This window comes from Pseudomonas sp. RC10, from assembly GCF_038397775.1.
GTDB classification, from domain to species: Bacteria; Pseudomonadota; Gammaproteobacteria; order Pseudomonadales; family Pseudomonadaceae; genus Aquipseudomonas; species Aquipseudomonas bambusae.
Genome location: NZ_CP151650.1, coordinates 716,823 through 733,229 on the forward strand (window position 1 = coordinate 716,823; position 16,407 = coordinate 733,229).

Consider the following 16,407-nt stretch of genomic DNA (forward strand, 5'->3'; position numbering starts at 1 on the left):
CCTACAGGTCTGATGGTTGTTAGAAATCCAGGCTCAACGCCAGATTCAGCCCTTGCTGCGTCACGTCATCATTCTTGCGCCAGTTGTACCCCGCTCTCAGCGTCAGATCAGGCGCTAATCGCTGACTCAACCCCACACTCGCACGGTTCAAACTGCGCTGCGGCTCATATCCTTGCAGGTTGAAATCCACCCCCGGCACGCTGTTCAAGGCAATCGTCACGTCCTGCTGATCCGTGTCGAACTCCCGTTCGTGGGCCACTTCGCCGAAGAGCTGCGTCTGCGGCGTGACATCGAACTTGCCTTGCAGGCCTGCGCCCAGGCGTTTCGAGCGACGGGTTTGATCGTCATAGTTGAGCGCGGTGGCGCGAGTGCTGTTCTCCGAATAACCATCGACTTCGACGCGGGAATAATCAGCGCTAATGAACGGCGAAACATGCCAGCGACTGCTCTGCTCGGCCAGGTCGTAGCCGAGTCGGCCGCTGAGTGCCCACAGATTGCCGTCAGTGTCGCCTTTTTCTGCGCCTTCGCTGACGCCCAGCGCGAATTTGCGTTTCAGGTTGTCGTAATCGAGCTTGCCCCCCGATGCTGCCAGGTCGGCCCACCAGTGATTCGCCTGAAACTGCACGAAAGCCGTGGCGATGTAGCTGTTGAGCTTGTAGTCCGAATCCCGTGGCCCGGCTTCAAGCGTTTGCCGATAGGCCCCGGCAACCAGCCCTGCGCGCCAGTCCTCGGCAAACCGGTAGCTGCCGCCGACGGTGAGGTTGTAGCCATGACCGTCGCCGCTGGCAGAATTGCCTTGCGCATCGAAGTCCAGTCTCTGACCGCCCCCGGCGACAATGGCACGCCACTCTCCGACGGCCTGCCAGTTGCCCCAATCCGCCAGCCATTGACTGCGCAGTTCATCCTGCTGTGCGCGCAACGTGCCGTTGGCCATTTCCGGCAAGAGGGTGATTTCCCACGGCGCCGAGAGAATCGAGTACCCGTAGTCGGCAATCAGGCGCTGACCCGCGACAGTCGGGTGTACGCCATCGTTGAACAGCAACTTGGTCGGATCAGGCGAAGTGCCGTTGATGCCGTATACGCTGTTGGCGCGGCAGCCGTTGCCGCTGAAACAGGTGCCCACCAGATTCTGGTCCGCTGCCAGGCCGAATTGCGCGGGATTGTCGAGCACCTCTCGGACCAACCCCGGAACGTTCAGCGGGATTACTTCGGCGTTGATCTGCCCCAGACGGCTGACCAACTGCTGATTGAACACGCCGCTGAGCAAGGTCGATGGCCCTTGCAGAAAGGTCCCGGACACGGCGGGCGTTTGACCAATGTCGGGCAGCAGCCAGACCATGATGTAACGCGCTCCGGCCTGTGAGAGCACTTGCGCGCTGTCGGCCAGATTGTTGGCGGCGTTCACCGCTTGAGCCGGACTGATGACGCGTCCCTGCAAAAAGTCATTGCCCCCTCCCGTCAGGTAATACAGCGCGTTCGGGTCTGCGCGGAAATTGTTCTCCACCAGATAGCCCGGCCGGGTGCGGAACACCGTGGTCACGCCGGTCGACGTGTCCGTGTTCGCCACTTGCGACTGTGTGGTGATGGCTGCGAGGATCTGATCCGTCCGGTCGCCGCCGACCGCCCAGTTATTACCATCGGGCAAACCCTGAGCCGCACGGACCGGCGAGGTCGAGGCCTGCAAATCGCCTGGCGCAACCCCCAGCATCCCACCAAGCAACGTTGAAGAATTCAAACCAAAGGCTTCGCCGCTGCCGTCTTTGAACGTCGGCCCGGTGCGATTGGTGAAGCGCAACGTAGAACCCGGAGGTCCACCGGCATCGGGGAATTGGCCGGCGTCGGCAAGGCTGTCACCAAAGACGATCATCGTGGAGTAAGGGGAGGAGGCCGCGACTGCCGAGGAGCAGGCGAGGGAGAGCAGACAGGCAGCAAAAGGCCAGCGCAGAGTGGTTTTCAGCATCGAGAGGTCCCTTCTTATTGTGTGGTGCTGTACCAGAAGGTAGCAGCCTCGATACAGGATGACCTGCCTTGGGTCAGTTGGATGCGCCATTCTGTGTTGGCGTCGAGGTTTGCATCTGCCTCTTGCCAACCTCGAAATGCCGCCAAAAAGCGTTCAGGACCTGCCACCCGGGCACTACGATATTGCGCCACATGCGGCGGTACGCTACTGTGCGGCAACGTATGAACGAGACCTTTCCTGTGTCGATTGTCAGCAGCTTCTTGATGCGCGTTATCAAGGCTCACGCCCGTTGGCGTTGGCGCGCCTGACTATTTCCCTGCCGGCCTTGCCGGACCTGTATTGATATGCCTTCTGTACCTCGGTTTAGTGCCGTTTCGCCGGACAAGCGCCCGCGACTCATGTGTGCACAACTGCGGGTATTGAAAACGGAAGGCCACCCTTGAAGTCAGTTCAAAAGGTTAAGCGCAAAATGCTGCTGATGATCGATAACTACGACTCTTTTACCTATAACGTTGTGCAATACCTGGGCGAACTGGGTGCCGACGTTAAAGTGATCCGCAACGACGAAATGACCGTTGCCGAAATCGAAGCCCTGAATCCCGAGCGCATCGTGGTTTCCCCCGGCCCCTGCACCCCGAATGAAGCGGGCGTGTCCATCGACGTGATCAAGCATTTCTCCGGCAAACTGCCGGTGCTGGGCGTCTGCCTGGGCCATCAGTCCATCGGGCAAGCGTTCGGCGGCGATGTGGTACGTGCCCGTCAGGTGATGCACGGCAAGACCAGTGATCTGATCCACGAAGACAAAGGCGTGTTCGAAGGCCTGAAACATCCGCTAACCGTCACCCGTTACCACTCGCTGGTGGTCAAGCGCGAGACGTTGCCCGAATGTCTGGAAGTGACCGCATGGACTCAACTCGAAGATGGCTCGGTTGATGAAATCATGGGCCTGCGTCACAAGACATTGAACGTCGAGGGGGTGCAGTTCCACCCTGAGTCGATCCTCTCCGAGCAGGGCCACGAGCTGTTCGCCAACTTCCTCAAGCAGACCGGCGGCACTCGTCAGGGTTAAGGGCAAATCGACATGGCAATGGATATCAAAACGGCGCTGGGCCGGGTTGTGAATCAACTGGACCTGACCACCGATGAAATGCGCGACGTGATGCGCGAAATCATGACCGGTCAGTGCACCCAGGCGCAGATTGGCGCGTTCCTGATGGGTATGCGCATGAAGAGCGAGACCATCGACGAAATCGTCGGCGCGGTTTCGGTGATGCGTGAGTTGGCAGGTCAGGTCGAACTCAAGACGCTGGATCGCGTGGTCGACATCGTCGGGACCGGGGGTGACGGCGCCAACATCTTCAACGTCTCCACGGCTGCCTCACTGGTCATCTCGGCAGCAGGTTGCACCGTGGCCAAACACGGCAATCGCGCGGTTTCGGGCAAAAGCGGCAGCGCTGATTTGCTGGAAGCGGCTGGCGTCTACCTGAACCTGACGCCGGTTCAGGTGGCCCGTTGCATCGACGCTGTGGGCATCGGTTTCATGTTCGCCCAGACCCATCATCAAGCGATGAAACACGCCGCTGGCCCGCGCAAGGAGTTAGGCCTGCGCACGCTGTTCAACATGCTCGGCCCATTGACCAACCCGGCAGGCGTAAAACACCAAGTCGTCGGCGTGTTCAGTCAGGCGCTGTGCCGGCCACTGGCCGAGGTATTGCTGCGTCTGGGCAGTAAGCACGTATTGGTGGTGCATTCTCAGGACGGCCTGGATGAATTCAGCCTTGCGGCACCGACCTTCGTTGCCGAGCTGAAGAACGGCGCGGTCACTGAATACTGGGTGCAGCCGGAAGACCTCGGCATGAAGAGCCAGAGCCTGTTTGGCCTTGTGGTGGACAGCCCGCAGCAATCGCTCGAACTGATCCGCGATGCGTTGGGCCGTCGCAAGACTGAAAACGGTCAGAAAGCCGCCGAAATGATTGTGCTCAACGCGGGCGCAGCGCTCTATGCTGCTGATCATGCCTCGACGTTGAAAGAGGGCGTTGAGCTGGCGCACGACGCGCTGCACACCGGTCTTGCCCGTGAGAAGCTGGAAGAGCTGGGTGCCTTTACGGCGGTATTCAAACAGGAGAACGAAGGATGAGTGTGCCGACGGTACTGGAAAAGATTCTGGCCCGTAAGGCCGAGGAAGTTGCGGCGCGCCGTGCCAGCGTCAGCTTGTCCGAACTGGAAACCCTGGTCGCCACAGCCGGTGCACCGCGTGGTTTCGCCAAGGCGTTGATCGAGCAGGCCAAACGGAAGCAGCCCGCTGTCATCGCCGAGATCAAAAAGGCGTCGCCGAGCAAGGGTGTGATTCGCGAGAACTTCCAACCCGCCGAAATCGCCAAGAGCTACGAAGCGGGCGGCGCGACATGCTTGTCCGTGCTCACCGACATCGACTTCTTTCAGGGCGCCGACGCTTACCTGAAAGAAGCCCGTGGCGCATGCAAGCTGCCGGTCATTCGCAAGGACTTCATGATCGACCCGTATCAGGTCGTCGAAGCCCGTGCGTTGGGCGCGGATTGCATTCTGCTGATCGTTTCTGCCCTTGATGACGTGCAGATGGCCGAGCTGGCTGCCGTCGCGAAAGCCAACAAACTGGACGTTCTGGTGGAAGTGCACGACGGCGACGAGCTGGACCGCGCCCTGAAAACCCTGGATACCCCACTGGTTGGCATCAACAACCGCAACCTGCACACCTTCGACGTCAGCCTGGAAGTCACGCTGGACCTGCTGCCGCGCATTCCGCGCGATCGTCTGGTCATCACCGAAAGCGGCATTCTCAACCGTGCCGATGTCGAGCTGATGGAAATCAGCGAGGTGTATTCCTTTCTGGTGGGCGAAGCATTCATGCGCGCCGAGAAGCCGGGCGTGGAATTGCAGCGCCTGTTCTTCCCCGAGAAAGGTACTGCAGCGATCAAGTCCAGCACGCTGGATTGACGAAAAAGCGCGGTTTCGGCAGGCCCCTTCTCTGTAGGAGTGAGCTTGCTCGCGATAGCGTCGGTTCAAACAGTGCAGTGGTGTTTGATCCACCCCGATCGCGAGCAAGCTCACTCCTACAAGGGGCGTCGGGCCCATGAGGAGTTGAATGGCTATGACCGTTCGTGTGATAGACATCTGCGTTGAAGCCGGCCTCAAGGCCGAGCAGGATTTGCTGGCCTCTGTCTGCGCCGGGGATGCCGATTACGGCCTCTTGTTCTGGCGGCCCGATGATCACGCGCTGGTCATGCCTCGGCGCTCAAGTCGCCTTGACGGCTTTACCGAAGCCAGCGAAACCCTCGCCGATCTCGGTTGGCCGATTCTCCTCAGGGAAAGCGGTGGCGAGCCGGTGCCTCAATCCCCTGCCACGGTCAACGTGGCGTTGGTGTACGTACAGCCTCAATCCGAACCTGACCGCGATCGCATCGAAAACGCCTACCTGCGTTTGTGTCAGCCCATGCTTGATGTGCTGGGCGAATTGGGCGGCGCGGCCTCGTTGGGCGAAGTCGAAGGCGCGTTCTGTGATGGCCGGTTCAACGTCAATCTTGACGGTCGCAAGATGGTCGGCACCGCTCAGCGTTGGCGGCAGAGCCAAGGCGGCAAGCGGCCAGTGGTCTTGGCCCATGGAGCGATGTTGCTGGATAACGAACGGGTTGAAATGGTCAACGCCGTCAACCGTTTCAATCAGATGTGCGATCTTGACCAGCGGTGTCGCGCCGACAGTCACATCGCGCTGCACGAACAGTTCGCCGCCCCGGATTTCCTCGACCGGCTTGCCGAGCGATACGCGAAACTTTTCGCGGAACTGTAACGGCGATCAGCGCGTGCCGAAGACCACCATGGTCTTGCCGCGTACGTGAACCAGCTTCTGTTCTTCGAGCGACTTCAACACGCGACCGACCATTTCTCGCGAGCAACCTACGATTCGGCCGATTTCCTGGCGGGTGATTTTGATCTGCATGCCGTCAGGATGAGTCATGGCGTCAGGCTGTTTGCACAGGTCCAACAGGCTGCGTGCCACACGGCCGGTCACATCGAGAAATGCCAGATCACCCACCTTACGCGTGGTATTGCGCAGGCGCTCGGCCATCTGGCCGCCCATGGCGTACATCAGCTCTGGATCATGCTGGCTCAGCTCGCGGAATTTGGCGTAGCTGATCTCGGCCACTTCGCACTCGGTCTTGGTCCGAACCCAAGCGCTGCGCTGAGGCTCGGTGCTGGCCTGCTGGAACAAGCCAAGTTCGCCGAAGAAATCACCGCTGTTGAGATAAGCGACGATCATCTCCCGGCCATCAGTGTCCTCGATCAGAATCGTGACCGAACCCTTGATGATCAGGTACAGCGACTCGGACTGTTCACCTGCGCAGATAATGTTGGTCTTGGCGGCGCAGCGTCGTCGCTGTGCGTGGGGGAGGAGCTTATCGAGCAGTTTCATTTTGTTCGGTGGGGTCATGACAACCATCGGTGTGTCCCGTAAAAAACTGCGCCTTCCGGCATTCTTATAGGTATCGGCAGTATTTCCGATTTGTCGCAGTTCAGCAGCGGCAATTCCCCTTTTTTTCAGAAATTTCCTACATTTCTGTCGCTTCTCGACATTTCCGGTCCACTCAGCGACATCTCGGCCCTGTGCTAAGCTGGCCGCCTTTTTTCAAGCATCGGAGTCCTGGGGATGAAAGCGCGTATTCAATGGGCGGGTGAGGCCATGTTCCTCGGCGAGTCGGGCAGCGGTCATGTGGTCGTGATGGACGGCCCACCCGAGAGCGGCGGCCGTAACCTGGGCGTGCGCCCGATGGAGATGGTGCTGATCGGCCTGGGCGGTTGCAGTAACTTTGACGTGGTCAGCATCCTGAAGAAAGCCCGTCAGCCCGTTGAAAGCTGCGAAGCGTTTCTGGAGGCCGAGCGCGCCACTGAAGACCCGAAGGTGTTCACCAAGATCCACCTGCATTTCGTGGTCAAGGGGCGTGGGCTGAAAGAAACTCAGGTGAAGCGTGCGATCGAGCTGTCGGCTGAGAAATATTGCTCGGCGTCGATCATGCTGGGTAATGCTGGCGTCGAAATCACCCACGATTCCGAAATCATCGAATTGGGTTGAGGTGCTCTGTGTCGCAATGATTTGCTGGCGGGGGCAGCCATCACCGGCAAGCCAAAGCGCAGCCCAAAAACCTGTAGGAGCGAATTTGTTCGCGAGAGGTCAGTACATTCGACACCTTCCTGTCGCCTGTACCTACGTCTCGCGAATGAATTCGCTCCTACAGTAAAGCAGGCAACCTGCGGCAACGCTTAGATCAAACCCGATAGGTGCTCTTGGTCATGACCTTGGCCAGCAGGCTCATGCCAAACTTGACCGGCGCCGGGAACCGATAACCGCCCGCTTCGATGGCGCCCTCGGCATGTAACTCTTCGTCGGTGCGCATCTGCTGCAGGATCGCCCGGGATTTCTCGTCCTCGATCGGCAATTGCTCCAGATGCTCGTTCAGGTGCTTGCAAACCTGATCTTCTGTCGCCGCGACAAACCCCAGACTGACCTTGTCGCTGATCAGACCGGCCACCGCGCCGATGCCAAATGACATGCCGTAGAACAGCGGGTTCAGCACGCTGGTATGGCTGCCGAGCTGGCGAATGCGTTGTTCGCACCACACCAGGTGATCAATCTCTTCCTCGGCGGCGTGCTCCATTGCCTTGCGCACATGCGGCAGTTTCGCGGTCAGGGCCTGGCCCTGATACAGCGCCTGCGCACAGACCTCGCCGGTATGGTTGATGCGCATGAGCCCCGCGACGTGTTTCGCGTCGGTCTCATTCATCTTGGTGTCGGGTCGCACGATGGCGGGGGAAGGGCGATGAGCATGCGCGCTGGCGGGCAGCAGCGTTTTCATCGCGGCATCGGCCTGGAGCAGGAAGCGGTCGATAGGGGAGTAGTGACGTTCGGTAGCCATGGGCACCTCCGGATAAATCCACGGCGGCCAGTCTACCTCAATCGCCGTGACGAGGCTTGCCCTGCGTCAGCCCGCCGATGCCCGTGATAGACGCCCGGCGGGTGTAAGTCGTTGAAATCGCGACTCAGCCCGGCGGCCAAGTCATTTGACGCTTGCCCAACACGTGCATGTGAATGTGATAGACGGTCTGGCCGCCTTTCTCGTTGGTGTTCATCACCACCCGGAAACCGTCCTCGCAACCTTGCTCCTTGGCCAGGCGTTGCGCGGTGAAGAGAATGTGGCCCAGCAGACCTTTGTCTTCTTCGGTCACGTCGTTGAGGGTCGCGATGGGCTTTTTCGGGATGACCAGAAAGTGCACCGGCGCTTGAGGGGCGATGTCGTGAAACGCCAGGACCTGATCGTCTTCGTAGATGATCTTGGCCGGAATTTCCCGGTTGATGATCTTGGTGAACAGAGTCTCCACAGCCTTGTTACTCCGTTTTCGAGAGGGGTGAAGCGAGTGTACTGAGCGTGTCGGGTCACGCCCAGTCGTTTGTGAAAGGACAGCGTATCAGGCGGATGTGCGTGACTTGAGGATCGACCCCCAGATTTTCCGCGTCATCCAGCGCCCGGCGTAGCGAGGCAGGCGAGTCAGGAAGCGGTTTCGCCAGCCCGGCACGATCACCGCGCGGTTTTTGTCGAGCGCGCGGACGGTATACAGCGCGATCTCTTCGGCGCTCATGGTTTTATCGTTGGTGAACTTGTCCGCGTTGAGCTGCGCGGTTCTGAAGAACGAAGTTCGCGTGGGGCCGGGGCAGAGCACGGAGATCTTCACGCCGGTCTTTTTCAACTCTTCGCGCAATCCTTCGGAAAAATGCAGCACGAAAGCCTTGCTCGCGGCGTATGTGCTCATCCATGGCCCCGGTTGAAAGCCCATGATCGAAGACACATTGAGAATTTGCCCGCCACCTTGCACCGCCATCAGGTTGCCGACGGTGTGGCAGAGACGGGTAAGCGCCAGCACGTTGAGGTCCAGCAGATCCTGCTCCTGCGCCCATTCTTGCGCGAGAAACGGACCGCTGTTGCCGATGCCTGCGCAGTTTACCAACAGGTCGATCTGGCGTTCACCTTCTTCCAGCTCCAGCAAAAAACCCGACAGCCGCAGCGGCTCGCCCAGATCGCAGGCGCGGAACAGCACCTCAACGCCGAAACGCTGGGTTAACTCAAGCGCGATGCTTTCCAGCATGTCCCGATGACGGGAAACCAGAATCAGATTGCGGCCACGGCGAGCCAGGGCTTCGGCCATGGCCAGGCCAATACCGCTGGATGCGCCTGTGACCAAGGCGTAACGGGTCATGCAGTTCTCCAATGTTGCAAATGTCGAGACCGCTTCCATGCGATCAGGCAGTTATTGATCGTCGTCGCCGTCGCCTGCATCGGGAGGCGTTGCGGGGTCAACCTGTACATCGGGTGTGGCCTGGTCCGAGTCGTCGTCATAAGGCAACGATTGTTCATATTCGCCGGTTGTGGCTTTGACTTCCTCTTTGACTTTGTGGAAGCCGCCCAAGAGCGCTGCGACGAATACCAGAGAAAGGAAAACGACCCAAAGCACGGAGAGCACTTTCACCGCTCGGGTGTTTTTGGGAGGTGGCGGCCCGTAACGGTTAGGGCCCGCGTTGCCCGGGATCACCATCATGAGCAGCGGAAAAACGCTGTTCACCAGGGGTATCAGGTTCAGCAGCAACAGCCACGCGGACCAGCCTGCGTCGTGGAGGCGCTGAGCGCCCATCTGAATGCTCACCACAAGGAAGACGATAACCAGCACGGTGGCCAGCAGTCCTCCAGCCACCAGCGACATGCTCAACACCCCAAAACACAAGGCCGCAAGCAGCATCGCCACGAAGCTCAGCACCATTGACCACGCCAGATAACGCAGGCGTCCGATACGACCCTGAACAGTGAAGACTTTTAATTCGCCTTCGGTTGGCCACTCGGTGGTCACCGATGCACGGGGCGGCGCATAAGGCGACGCAGCGGGCTCGAACGCCGGCTTCGCCTGAGCGGGCTCTTCAATTTCCTCCAGCGTCCATGCGACGGCTGGTTCTGGCTCGATCCGGGCTTCGACACCGGCATCATTCAATGCCTTCAAATACCGTTGCGCATCATCACGGGTCAGGCCACGTTTGACCGTCATCGGTTTACCGGTGAATAGCCGATCGATACCGGACACATCACTCTTGAACAATTGCGCGAGATTGAGGCGAGCGGTTTCCAGGTCCACACCCGTTCGCAGCTGTCCTTCGAAAACGATCTTGAAGTGTTCTGCCATGCTTGGCTTCCTTGTCTTGGGTTAGAGGCGTCTAGTGCACTGGGATCAGAATGGCTTGACCACGACCAAGATGACAATCGCCAGCAGAATCAGTACGGGAATTTCGTTGAACCAGCGGTAGAACACGTGGCTGCGGCCATTCTCACCCCGGGCGAAGCGTTTGACCTGAGCGCCACACATATGGTGATAGCCAATCAGGATCACGACCAGTGTCAGCTTGGCGTGCATCCAGCCCTGTTGGAGGTAGCCGGGGATGAGTGTAATCAGCCAGATGCCAAACACCAGCGTGCCGATCATCGCAGGGCCCATGATGCCGCGATAGAGCTTGCGCTCCATGGTGCAGAATCGCTCACGGCTGACGGCGTCTTCGCTCATGGCGTGGTAAACGAACAGGCGGGGGAGGTAGAACAGGCCGGCGAACCAGCAGACCATCGAGACGATGTGCAGCGCTTTAATCCAGAGCATTTTTAAGTTTCCACAATCACGGTGGCGCAAATAGTAGTGGCATGGGTGCCCGTACGTCACGTTCACGGTTGTCCCGCAGGCTCTGGACTCCTATCATCTGCGGCTTTCCAGTGGTTTCGTTGAGGGGCACGTTATGGTCAAGGTCGGTATCGTCGGTGGCACGGGTTACACCGGCGTCGAGTTGCTGCGTCTTTTGGCACAGCATCCAGAAGCTGAAGTGGTCGCGATCACCTCGCGTTCCGAAGCCGGTCTGCCGGTGGCTGACATGTATCCGAACCTGCGCGGCCACTACGACGGCCTGGCATTCAGCGTGCCGGACGTGAAGGTACTGGGCGCGTGTGATGTGGTGTTCTTCGCCACTCCGCACGGCGTTGCACATGCCTTGGCGGGCGAGCTGCTGGCCGCGGGCACCAAGGTCATCGACCTTTCCGCCGATTTCCGCCTGCAAGACGCGGACGAATGGGCCAAGTGGTACAACCAGCCGCATGGCGCGCCGGAACTGCTGCCTGAGGCGGTGTACGGCCTGCCGGAAGTCAATCGCGAGAAAATCAAAGCTGCGCGGCTGATTGCTGTACCGGGTTGCTACCCGACCGCCACTCAATTGGGTTTCTTGCCGTTGTTGGAAGCGGGTCTGGCCGATCCATCCCGACTGATCGCTGACTGCAAATCCGGCATCAGCGGTGCGGGCCGTGGCGCCAGTGTGGGTTCGCTGTATGCCGAAACCAGCGAGAGCTTCAAGGCGTATGCCGTGAAAGGCCATCGTCACCTGCCGGAAATCAGCCAGGGCCTGCGTCGTGCAGCCGGTGGCGACATCGGCCTGACGTTCGTACCGCACCTGACCCCGATGATCCGCGGCATTCACGCCACCCTGTATTCGACTGTTGTGGATAAGTCTGTCGACCTGCAGGCGCTGTTCGAAAAACGCTACGCCAACGAACCGTTCGTGGACGTCATGCCTGCTGGCAGCCACCCGGAAACCCGCAGCGTGCGCGGAGCTAACGTCTGCCGGATTGCGGTGCACCGTCCTCAAGGTGGCGATCTGGTGGTGGTGCTGTCGGTCATCGACAACCTGGTCAAAGGTGCATCGGGTCAGGCGGTGCAGAACATGAACATCATGTTTGAACTGGACGAGCGTATGGGCCTGTCCCACGCAGCGCTGCTTCCATAACAGCAGCTTCAAGCGGCAAGCTCCAAGCCTCAAGCGTGAAGCCGGATCCCATGCTTTTCACTTGCAGCTTGTCGCTTGAGGCTCGTGGCTGCTTTTAGAATAGTTGACCAATTTTGTAGGAGAAGCGGATAATGCCCGTCATTACGCATTATGACGGCTTACCGCCGGGAGATATTGAGCATGAGTGTTGAAACCTTCACACCTACGGCTCTGGAATTCACGCACGGTGCAGCGCACAAAGTGAAAACCCTGGTCGATGAAGAGGGCAATGACCGCCTGAAGTTGCGGGTTTTCGTGACTGGCGGTGGCTGTTCCGGTTTCCAGTACGGTTTTACCTTCGATGAGGACGTTGCCGATGATGACACCATCGTTGAGCGCGAAGGCGTCAGTCTGGTGGTTGACCCGATGAGCTTCCAGTACCTGGCAGGCGCAGAAGTGGACTATCAGGAAGGTCTCGAAGGCTCTCGCTTCGTGATCAAGAACCCGAATGCCGCAACGACATGCGGCTGTGGTTCATCGTTCTCGATCTGAGTCATTCGCTGTAAACGAAAACGCCGCGCAGATGCGCGGCGTTTTGCATTCTGCCTTTTGGATCAGGCAGGGTAAATCGCACCCAACACACGCAGCCCTGCCGCACCTGTGACACTAGGGCGGTTGGCGGGAACGCTTTCCAGAGCGCAATGAGCCAGCCATGCGAATGCCATGGCTTCGACCCAGTCAGGATCGACCCCAAACTCGGCAGTGCTGGAAACTTTGGTGTTCGGAAGCAGAGCAGCCAAACGGGCCATCAGCGCCTTGTTGTGAGCGCCGCCACCACAGACTAACAACTCTTTGGTCTGGGCCTGGGCCGATTGCAGCGACTCAGTGATGCTCAATGCCGTTACTTCAAGCAGCGTTGCCTGAACATCCTCGGGCTTCAACGTCGGCAGCTGGAACAGGTGGTGATGCACCCAGCCGAGATTAAACACTTCGCGGCCTGTACTCTTTGGGCCCTTGGTCTGGAAGAACTGGTCGCTGAGCATTGATTTCAAAAGGTCGGCATTGACCGTTCCGCTTTCGCCCCATGCGCCATCCTTGTCGTAGCTCAAGCCGCGTTGGGCCTGAATCCACGCATCAAGCAACACGTTGCCCGGCCCGGAATCGAACCCGGAAACCGGCTTGTCGATCTCGATCAGGCTGAGATTGCTGAACCCGCCGACGTTCAAGACGGCGCGATAGTCCTTGTTGTCATCGAAGAGCGCTTCATGGAAGGCCGGAACCAGAGGTGCACCTTGGCCACCTGCCGCGATGTCACGCTTGCGGAAGTCACTGACGACAGTGATGCCGGTCAATTCCGCCAATAGGGCAGGGTTACCGATCTGGATCGTGAAGCCACGCGCGGGCTCATGCCGAATCGTCTGGCCATGGCTACCGATTGCGCGAATCTCGCCGGCCAGCTTGTTTTGCTGATCTAGGAGCGCGAGAACGCCTTGCGCGGCAAGACGGACCCATTTCTGTTCGGCGATACCGGCGCGGGCCAGCTCGTCCGGGCCGCTGGCACACAAGCCAAGCAGCTCTGCGCGCAGATCGTCGGGCATAGGAATGTAGTGGGTGCCGAGCAGACGCGGTCGGTCATCCTGTTCTACGAGTGCGAAGTCGAGTCCATCCAGACTGCTTCCGGACATTACACCTACATATAAAGTCATAGGTCAGCGCTTACTCGAGGCCAGCATGGTGGCCTTTTCCTGGTCCATGCGCGCCATCAGAGGTTGGCTTTCCTGCATGAACCGCTGTTTTTCGGACTTGGCGATCGGGTCTGCCATTGGCAGCTTCTGACCTAACGGGTCAACGTGAACGCCATTTACCTGGAACTCATAATGTACATGCGGACCTGTCGACAGGCCGGTTGTTCCAATATAGCCGATGACCTGGCCTTGCTTGACGCTAGAACCGTTCTGGATGCCCTTGGCGAATCCTTGCATGTGGCCGTACAGCGTGCGGTAAGTCTCGCCGTGCTGAATGATTACGGTGTTGCCGTAACCGCCACGGCGACCAGCCAGAATCACTTTCCCATCGCCTGTCGCCTTGATCGGTGTGCCCCGTGGTGCAGCATAGTCGATGCCTTTATGGGCGCGGATCTTGTTCAGGATCGGGTGCTTGCGGCCCATCGAAAACAAGGAGCTGATGCGAGCATATTCAACCGGTGTACGGATGAATGCCTTACGCATGCTGTTGCCATCGGCGGTGTAGTAGTTGGTATTGCCTTGTTTGTTGGTGTAGCGCACGGCGGTATAGCTCTTACCGCGGTTCGTGAAACGAGCAGACAGGATATTGCCGGTGCCGACGGTCTTGCCGTTGACAACTTTTTGCTCGTAGATCACGTCGAATTCGTCACCCTTGCGGATGTCCTGCGCGAAGTCCACGTCATAGCCGAAGATGTTGGCCATATCCATTGTCATGCTGTGGCTCAGGCCCGCTCGCTGCGCCGACTGCGACAGGGAGTTGCTTATGACGCCGTGGACATACGCGGTGCGTACGTTGGGTTTGCTGACATCACGGGTAAAGGTGTAGCCCTTGTCGGTTCTCGACAGACTGATGCTTTCGAGGTCGTTCAGCTTACTGTGCAGTTGTTTGAGCTTGCCTTCGGGGGACAGTTCGAACTGCAGGATTTGCCCATTCTTCAGTTGGCTGAATTGCTTGGCGTGCTTGTCGCTGGCAATCACTTCATGGACAGCGGCGGGTGGAAGGCCGACTTTCTCGAAAAGGGTAGAGAGGGTATCGCCCTTGGAGACCACGACTTCCCGATGAGTTGGGCTTTTTGCAGCCGCAGCGACTTCCTTTTCGGGTTTGTCAGGGGTGGCGGCTGGCGCAGTGCTGGCGGTGTCTTCCGGCTCATCTGCGTTGTTGTCGATCTGCGCAAAAGGGGAATCTGTGGAGGACTCTGTGGCTTGAGACTGCGTTTGAGCGTCTTCTTGTTGCTTGAGTTGATCGACCGGTGTGTCCAGTTCGAGGCTCAGGTTGGTTTTCTTGGCTTCGACATCACTGGATGGAAAAACCAGAAGGGCCAAGCTCAGCAGAGCAGCGATACCGCTGGCTGCAAGCAGGTGGCTCTTCGGATAAAGCGGAGGCGCTTTAGGCGGAGTGTCGTTCATAGGTAATTTTGACTTTGAAAAAAGATGAAATGGAAAAGATGAATGACATGATGAAGATGAAATAACTGTATAAAATATAACCAAATCCTGCCTGAGGCAAGCTTGCGTTCGGATCGTTCCCTGATTCGTCGAGCATCTGTTGCCAGAACTTGTATTTGGGCGGTGATCTTGTATGGTTGTTTCCCTTTGAAATAAGGCATTACGGGGCTGAAATGAAGTCGGTTGAAGAGCAGCTCGCGCTGATCAAGCGTGGTGCAGATGAACTCCTGGTCGAGTCCGAACTGGTCGCGAAGCTTAAGCGTGGTCAGCCACTGCGCATCAAGGCCGGTTTCGATCCTACGGCCCCTGACCTGCACTTGGGTCACACGGTGCTTATTAATAAGCTGCGGCAGTTCCAGGAGTTGGGCCATCAGGTCATCTTTCTGATTGGCGATTTCACCGGCATGATCGGCGACCCGAGCGGCAAAAGTGCCACGCGTCCGCCGCTCACCCGTGAGCAGGTGCTCGATTACGCCGAGACCTATAAGGCGCAAGTCTTCAAGATTCTCGATCCGGCCAAGACCGAGGTGGCGTTCAACTCCACCTGGATGGATCAGCTGAGTCCGGCCGATTTTATCCGTCTCTCGTCGCAGTACACGGTGGCGCGTATGTTGGAGCGCGACGACTTCGACAAGCGCTACAAGTCGAACCAGTCCATCGCCATTCATGAATTCCTCTATCCGCTGGTCCAGGGTTACGACTCGGTCGCGCTGCGTGCTGATGTCGAGCTGGGCGGCACCGATCAGAAATTCAACCTTCTCATGGGGCGTGAGCTGCAGCGTGCTTATGGTCAGGAGGCGCAGTGCGTGCTGACCATGCCGTTGCTTGAAGGTCTGGATGGCGTGAAGAAGATGTCCAAGTCGTTGGGTAACTACGTCGGCATCCAGGAAGCGCCGGGCATTATGTATAGCAAGCTCGTTTCTATTCCTGACGCACTGATGTGGCGCTACTTCGAGCTGCTGAGCTTCCGCTCCATGGAAGAGATCGAAGGCTTCAAGGCTGATTGCGAAGCCGGCGCGAATCCCCGGGACATCAAGATCAAACTGGCGGAAGAAATCGTGGCGCGTTTTCATGGTGAAGAGGCTGCTGCGTCTGCGCACCGTTCTGCGGGCAACCGGATGAAAGATGGCGAGCTGCCTGAAGACTTGCCTGAGATATCGGTGTCAGCGACTGAAGACATGCCAATCGGCGCCATCCTTAATAAGGCAGGGTTGGTGAAGAACGCTGCGGTTGCTCGCGACCTGTTGGCGTCTGGTGGTGTGCGTATAGATGGTGAAGTGGTTGATCGTGGCTTTGTCTTTAAAGTAGGCGCGACCCATGTTTGTCAGGCCGGGAAGAAGGCGTTTGGGCGTGTTACGCTGAATTTGGAATAAAGTTCAAATAAGTGCTTG

At 58.5% G+C, this 16,407-nt stretch carries 17 protein-coding genes; 8 read left to right on the forward strand and 9 right to left on the reverse strand.

What is annotated here, in order from left to right; all coding sequences use genetic code 11:
* Positions 1-19: 19 nt before the first annotated feature.
* The gene (gene estP / locus AAEO81_RS03185) at positions 20-1,960 is read right to left on the reverse strand and encodes an esterase EstP (RefSeq protein ID WP_341961563.1); all 1,941 of its coding nucleotides are present in this window, start codon (positions 1,958-1,960) and stop codon (positions 20-22) included.
* Between the two features lie 469 nt (positions 1,961-2,429).
* Between estP and AAEO81_RS03190 the strand changes: the two genes are divergently transcribed.
* The 4 genes from AAEO81_RS03190 to AAEO81_RS03205 all read left to right on the forward strand — a co-directional run bounded on the left by AAEO81_RS03190 (position 2,430) and on the right by AAEO81_RS03205 (position 5,783).
* Entirely contained in the window at positions 2,430-3,029 is a 600-nt protein-coding gene (locus AAEO81_RS03190) for an aminodeoxychorismate/anthranilate synthase component II (protein ID WP_166595885.1), read from the forward strand.
* A gap of 18 nt (positions 3,030-3,047) precedes the next feature.
* Positions 3,048-4,097 (forward strand): anthranilate phosphoribosyltransferase, encoded by a 1,050-nt coding sequence (trpD, locus tag AAEO81_RS03195; RefSeq protein ID WP_341961564.1) that lies wholly within the window; start codon positions 3,048-3,050, stop codon positions 4,095-4,097.
* Complete coding sequence (gene trpC / locus AAEO81_RS03200; RefSeq protein WP_341961565.1) at positions 4,094-4,933, forward strand: indole-3-glycerol phosphate synthase TrpC; 840 nt, start codon at positions 4,094-4,096, stop codon at positions 4,931-4,933. Before trpD ends, trpC begins: the two co-directional genes overlap by 4 nt.
* Before the next feature lie 154 nt (positions 4,934-5,087).
* Positions 5,088-5,783, forward strand: coding sequence for a lipoate--protein ligase family protein (locus AAEO81_RS03205; RefSeq protein ID WP_341964453.1), 696 nt, complete (start codon positions 5,088-5,090; stop codon positions 5,781-5,783).
* 6 nt (positions 5,784-5,789) lie between these two features.
* Here AAEO81_RS03205 and crp read toward each other — a convergent pair whose 3' ends face one another.
* Positions 5,790-6,434 carry a cAMP-activated global transcriptional regulator CRP gene (gene crp, locus AAEO81_RS03210; protein WP_341961566.1) on the reverse strand — a complete coding sequence of 215 codons (645 nt, stop codon included), beginning with the start codon at positions 6,432-6,434 and terminating at the stop codon, positions 5,790-5,792.
* A 207-nt stretch (positions 6,435-6,641) separates the two neighbouring features.
* Here crp and AAEO81_RS03215 point away from each other — a divergent pair, with 207 nt between their 5' ends.
* The gene (locus tag AAEO81_RS03215; RefSeq protein WP_341961567.1) at positions 6,642-7,064 is read left to right on the forward strand and encodes an OsmC family protein; all 423 of its coding nucleotides are present in this window, start codon (positions 6,642-6,644) and stop codon (positions 7,062-7,064) included.
* Positions 7,065-7,257: 193 nt separating this feature from the next.
* On the opposite strand, the gene coq7 is transcribed toward AAEO81_RS03215, so the two are convergent.
* The 5 genes from coq7 to hemJ all read right to left on the reverse strand — a co-directional run bounded on the left by coq7 (position 7,258) and on the right by hemJ (position 10,678).
* A complete protein-coding gene (gene coq7 / locus AAEO81_RS03220; protein WP_341961569.1) occupies positions 7,258-7,905 on the reverse strand; it encodes a 2-polyprenyl-3-methyl-6-methoxy-1,4-benzoquinone monooxygenase in 648 nt (215 codons plus the stop codon).
* 124 nt (positions 7,906-8,029) lie between these two features.
* Positions 8,030-8,368 carry a histidine triad nucleotide-binding protein gene (locus AAEO81_RS03225; protein ID WP_166595575.1) on the reverse strand — a complete coding sequence of 113 codons (339 nt, stop codon included), beginning with the start codon at positions 8,366-8,368 and terminating at the stop codon, positions 8,030-8,032.
* Between the two features lie 87 nt (positions 8,369-8,455).
* The gene (locus AAEO81_RS03230; protein WP_341961572.1) at positions 8,456-9,241 is read right to left on the reverse strand and encodes an SDR family oxidoreductase; all 786 of its coding nucleotides are present in this window, start codon (positions 9,239-9,241) and stop codon (positions 8,456-8,458) included.
* Positions 9,242-9,292: 51 nt separating this feature from the next.
* On the reverse strand, positions 9,293-10,213 hold the full coding sequence (locus AAEO81_RS03235; protein WP_341961573.1) for a DUF805 domain-containing protein: 921 nt from the start codon (positions 10,211-10,213) through the stop codon (positions 9,293-9,295).
* Between the two features lie 45 nt (positions 10,214-10,258).
* Positions 10,259-10,678, reverse strand: a complete 420-nt coding sequence (gene hemJ, locus AAEO81_RS03240; protein ID WP_166595572.1) for a protoporphyrinogen oxidase HemJ — start codon at positions 10,676-10,678, stop codon at positions 10,259-10,261.
* 133 nt (positions 10,679-10,811) lie between these two features.
* Between hemJ and argC the strand changes: the two genes are divergently transcribed.
* Positions 10,812-11,846, forward strand: a complete 1,035-nt coding sequence (argC, locus tag AAEO81_RS03245; RefSeq protein WP_341961574.1) for an N-acetyl-gamma-glutamyl-phosphate reductase — start codon at positions 10,812-10,814, stop codon at positions 11,844-11,846.
* 180 nt (positions 11,847-12,026) lie between these two features.
* Complete coding sequence (gene erpA / locus AAEO81_RS03250) at positions 12,027-12,377, forward strand: iron-sulfur cluster insertion protein ErpA (protein ID WP_166595570.1); 351 nt, start codon at positions 12,027-12,029, stop codon at positions 12,375-12,377.
* A 62-nt stretch (positions 12,378-12,439) separates the two neighbouring features.
* On the opposite strand, the gene AAEO81_RS03255 is transcribed toward erpA, so the two are convergent.
* Positions 12,440-13,531, reverse strand: coding sequence for an anhydro-N-acetylmuramic acid kinase (locus AAEO81_RS03255; RefSeq protein WP_341961577.1), 1,092 nt, complete (start codon positions 13,529-13,531; stop codon positions 12,440-12,442).
* A 3-nt stretch (positions 13,532-13,534) separates the two neighbouring features.
* Positions 13,535-14,977, reverse strand: coding sequence for a peptidoglycan DD-metalloendopeptidase family protein (locus tag AAEO81_RS03260; protein ID WP_341961579.1), 1,443 nt, complete (start codon positions 14,975-14,977; stop codon positions 13,535-13,537).
* Between the two features lie 212 nt (positions 14,978-15,189).
* Here AAEO81_RS03260 and tyrS point away from each other — a divergent pair, with 212 nt between their 5' ends.
* The gene (tyrS, locus tag AAEO81_RS03265) at positions 15,190-16,389 is read left to right on the forward strand and encodes a tyrosine--tRNA ligase (RefSeq protein WP_341961580.1); all 1,200 of its coding nucleotides are present in this window, start codon (positions 15,190-15,192) and stop codon (positions 16,387-16,389) included.
* The last annotated feature ends 18 nt before the right edge of the window (positions 16,390-16,407 follow it).

What these genes read in the sequence shown, in the direction of transcription:
- estP (WP_341961563.1), bottom strand. Translation starts at nt 1,960, where the DNA reads ATGCTGAAAACCACTCTGCGCTGGCCTTTTGCTGCCTGTCTGCTCTCC.
- AAEO81_RS03190 (WP_166595885.1), top strand. Translation starts at nt 2,430, where the DNA reads ATGCTGCTGATGATCGATAACTACGACTCTTTTACCTATAACGTTGTG.
- trpD (WP_341961564.1), top strand. Translation starts at nt 3,048, where the DNA reads ATGGATATCAAAACGGCGCTGGGCCGGGTTGTGAATCAACTGGACCTG.
- trpC (WP_341961565.1), top strand. Translation starts at nt 4,094, where the DNA reads ATGAGTGTGCCGACGGTACTGGAAAAGATTCTGGCCCGTAAGGCCGAG.
- AAEO81_RS03205 (WP_341964453.1), top strand. Translation starts at nt 5,088, where the DNA reads ATGACCGTTCGTGTGATAGACATCTGCGTTGAAGCCGGCCTCAAGGCC.
- crp (WP_341961566.1), bottom strand. Translation starts at nt 6,434, where the DNA reads ATGGTTGTCATGACCCCACCGAACAAAATGAAACTGCTCGATAAGCTC.
- AAEO81_RS03215 (WP_341961567.1), top strand. Translation starts at nt 6,642, where the DNA reads ATGAAAGCGCGTATTCAATGGGCGGGTGAGGCCATGTTCCTCGGCGAG.
- coq7 (WP_341961569.1), bottom strand. Translation starts at nt 7,905, where the DNA reads ATGGCTACCGAACGTCACTACTCCCCTATCGACCGCTTCCTGCTCCAG.
- AAEO81_RS03230 (WP_341961572.1), bottom strand. Translation starts at nt 9,241, where the DNA reads ATGACCCGTTACGCCTTGGTCACAGGCGCATCCAGCGGTATTGGCCTG.
- AAEO81_RS03235 (WP_341961573.1), bottom strand. Translation starts at nt 10,213, where the DNA reads ATGGCAGAACACTTCAAGATCGTTTTCGAAGGACAGCTGCGAACGGGT.
- hemJ (WP_166595572.1), bottom strand. Translation starts at nt 10,678, where the DNA reads ATGCTCTGGATTAAAGCGCTGCACATCGTCTCGATGGTCTGCTGGTTC.
- argC (WP_341961574.1), top strand. Translation starts at nt 10,812, where the DNA reads ATGGTCAAGGTCGGTATCGTCGGTGGCACGGGTTACACCGGCGTCGAG.
- erpA (WP_166595570.1), top strand. Translation starts at nt 12,027, where the DNA reads ATGAGTGTTGAAACCTTCACACCTACGGCTCTGGAATTCACGCACGGT.
- AAEO81_RS03255 (WP_341961577.1), bottom strand. Translation starts at nt 13,531, where the DNA reads ATGACTTTATATGTAGGTGTAATGTCCGGAAGCAGTCTGGATGGACTC.
- AAEO81_RS03260 (WP_341961579.1), bottom strand. Translation starts at nt 14,977, where the DNA reads ATGAACGACACTCCGCCTAAAGCGCCTCCGCTTTATCCGAAGAGCCAC.
- tyrS (WP_341961580.1), top strand. Translation starts at nt 15,190, where the DNA reads ATGAAGTCGGTTGAAGAGCAGCTCGCGCTGATCAAGCGTGGTGCAGAT.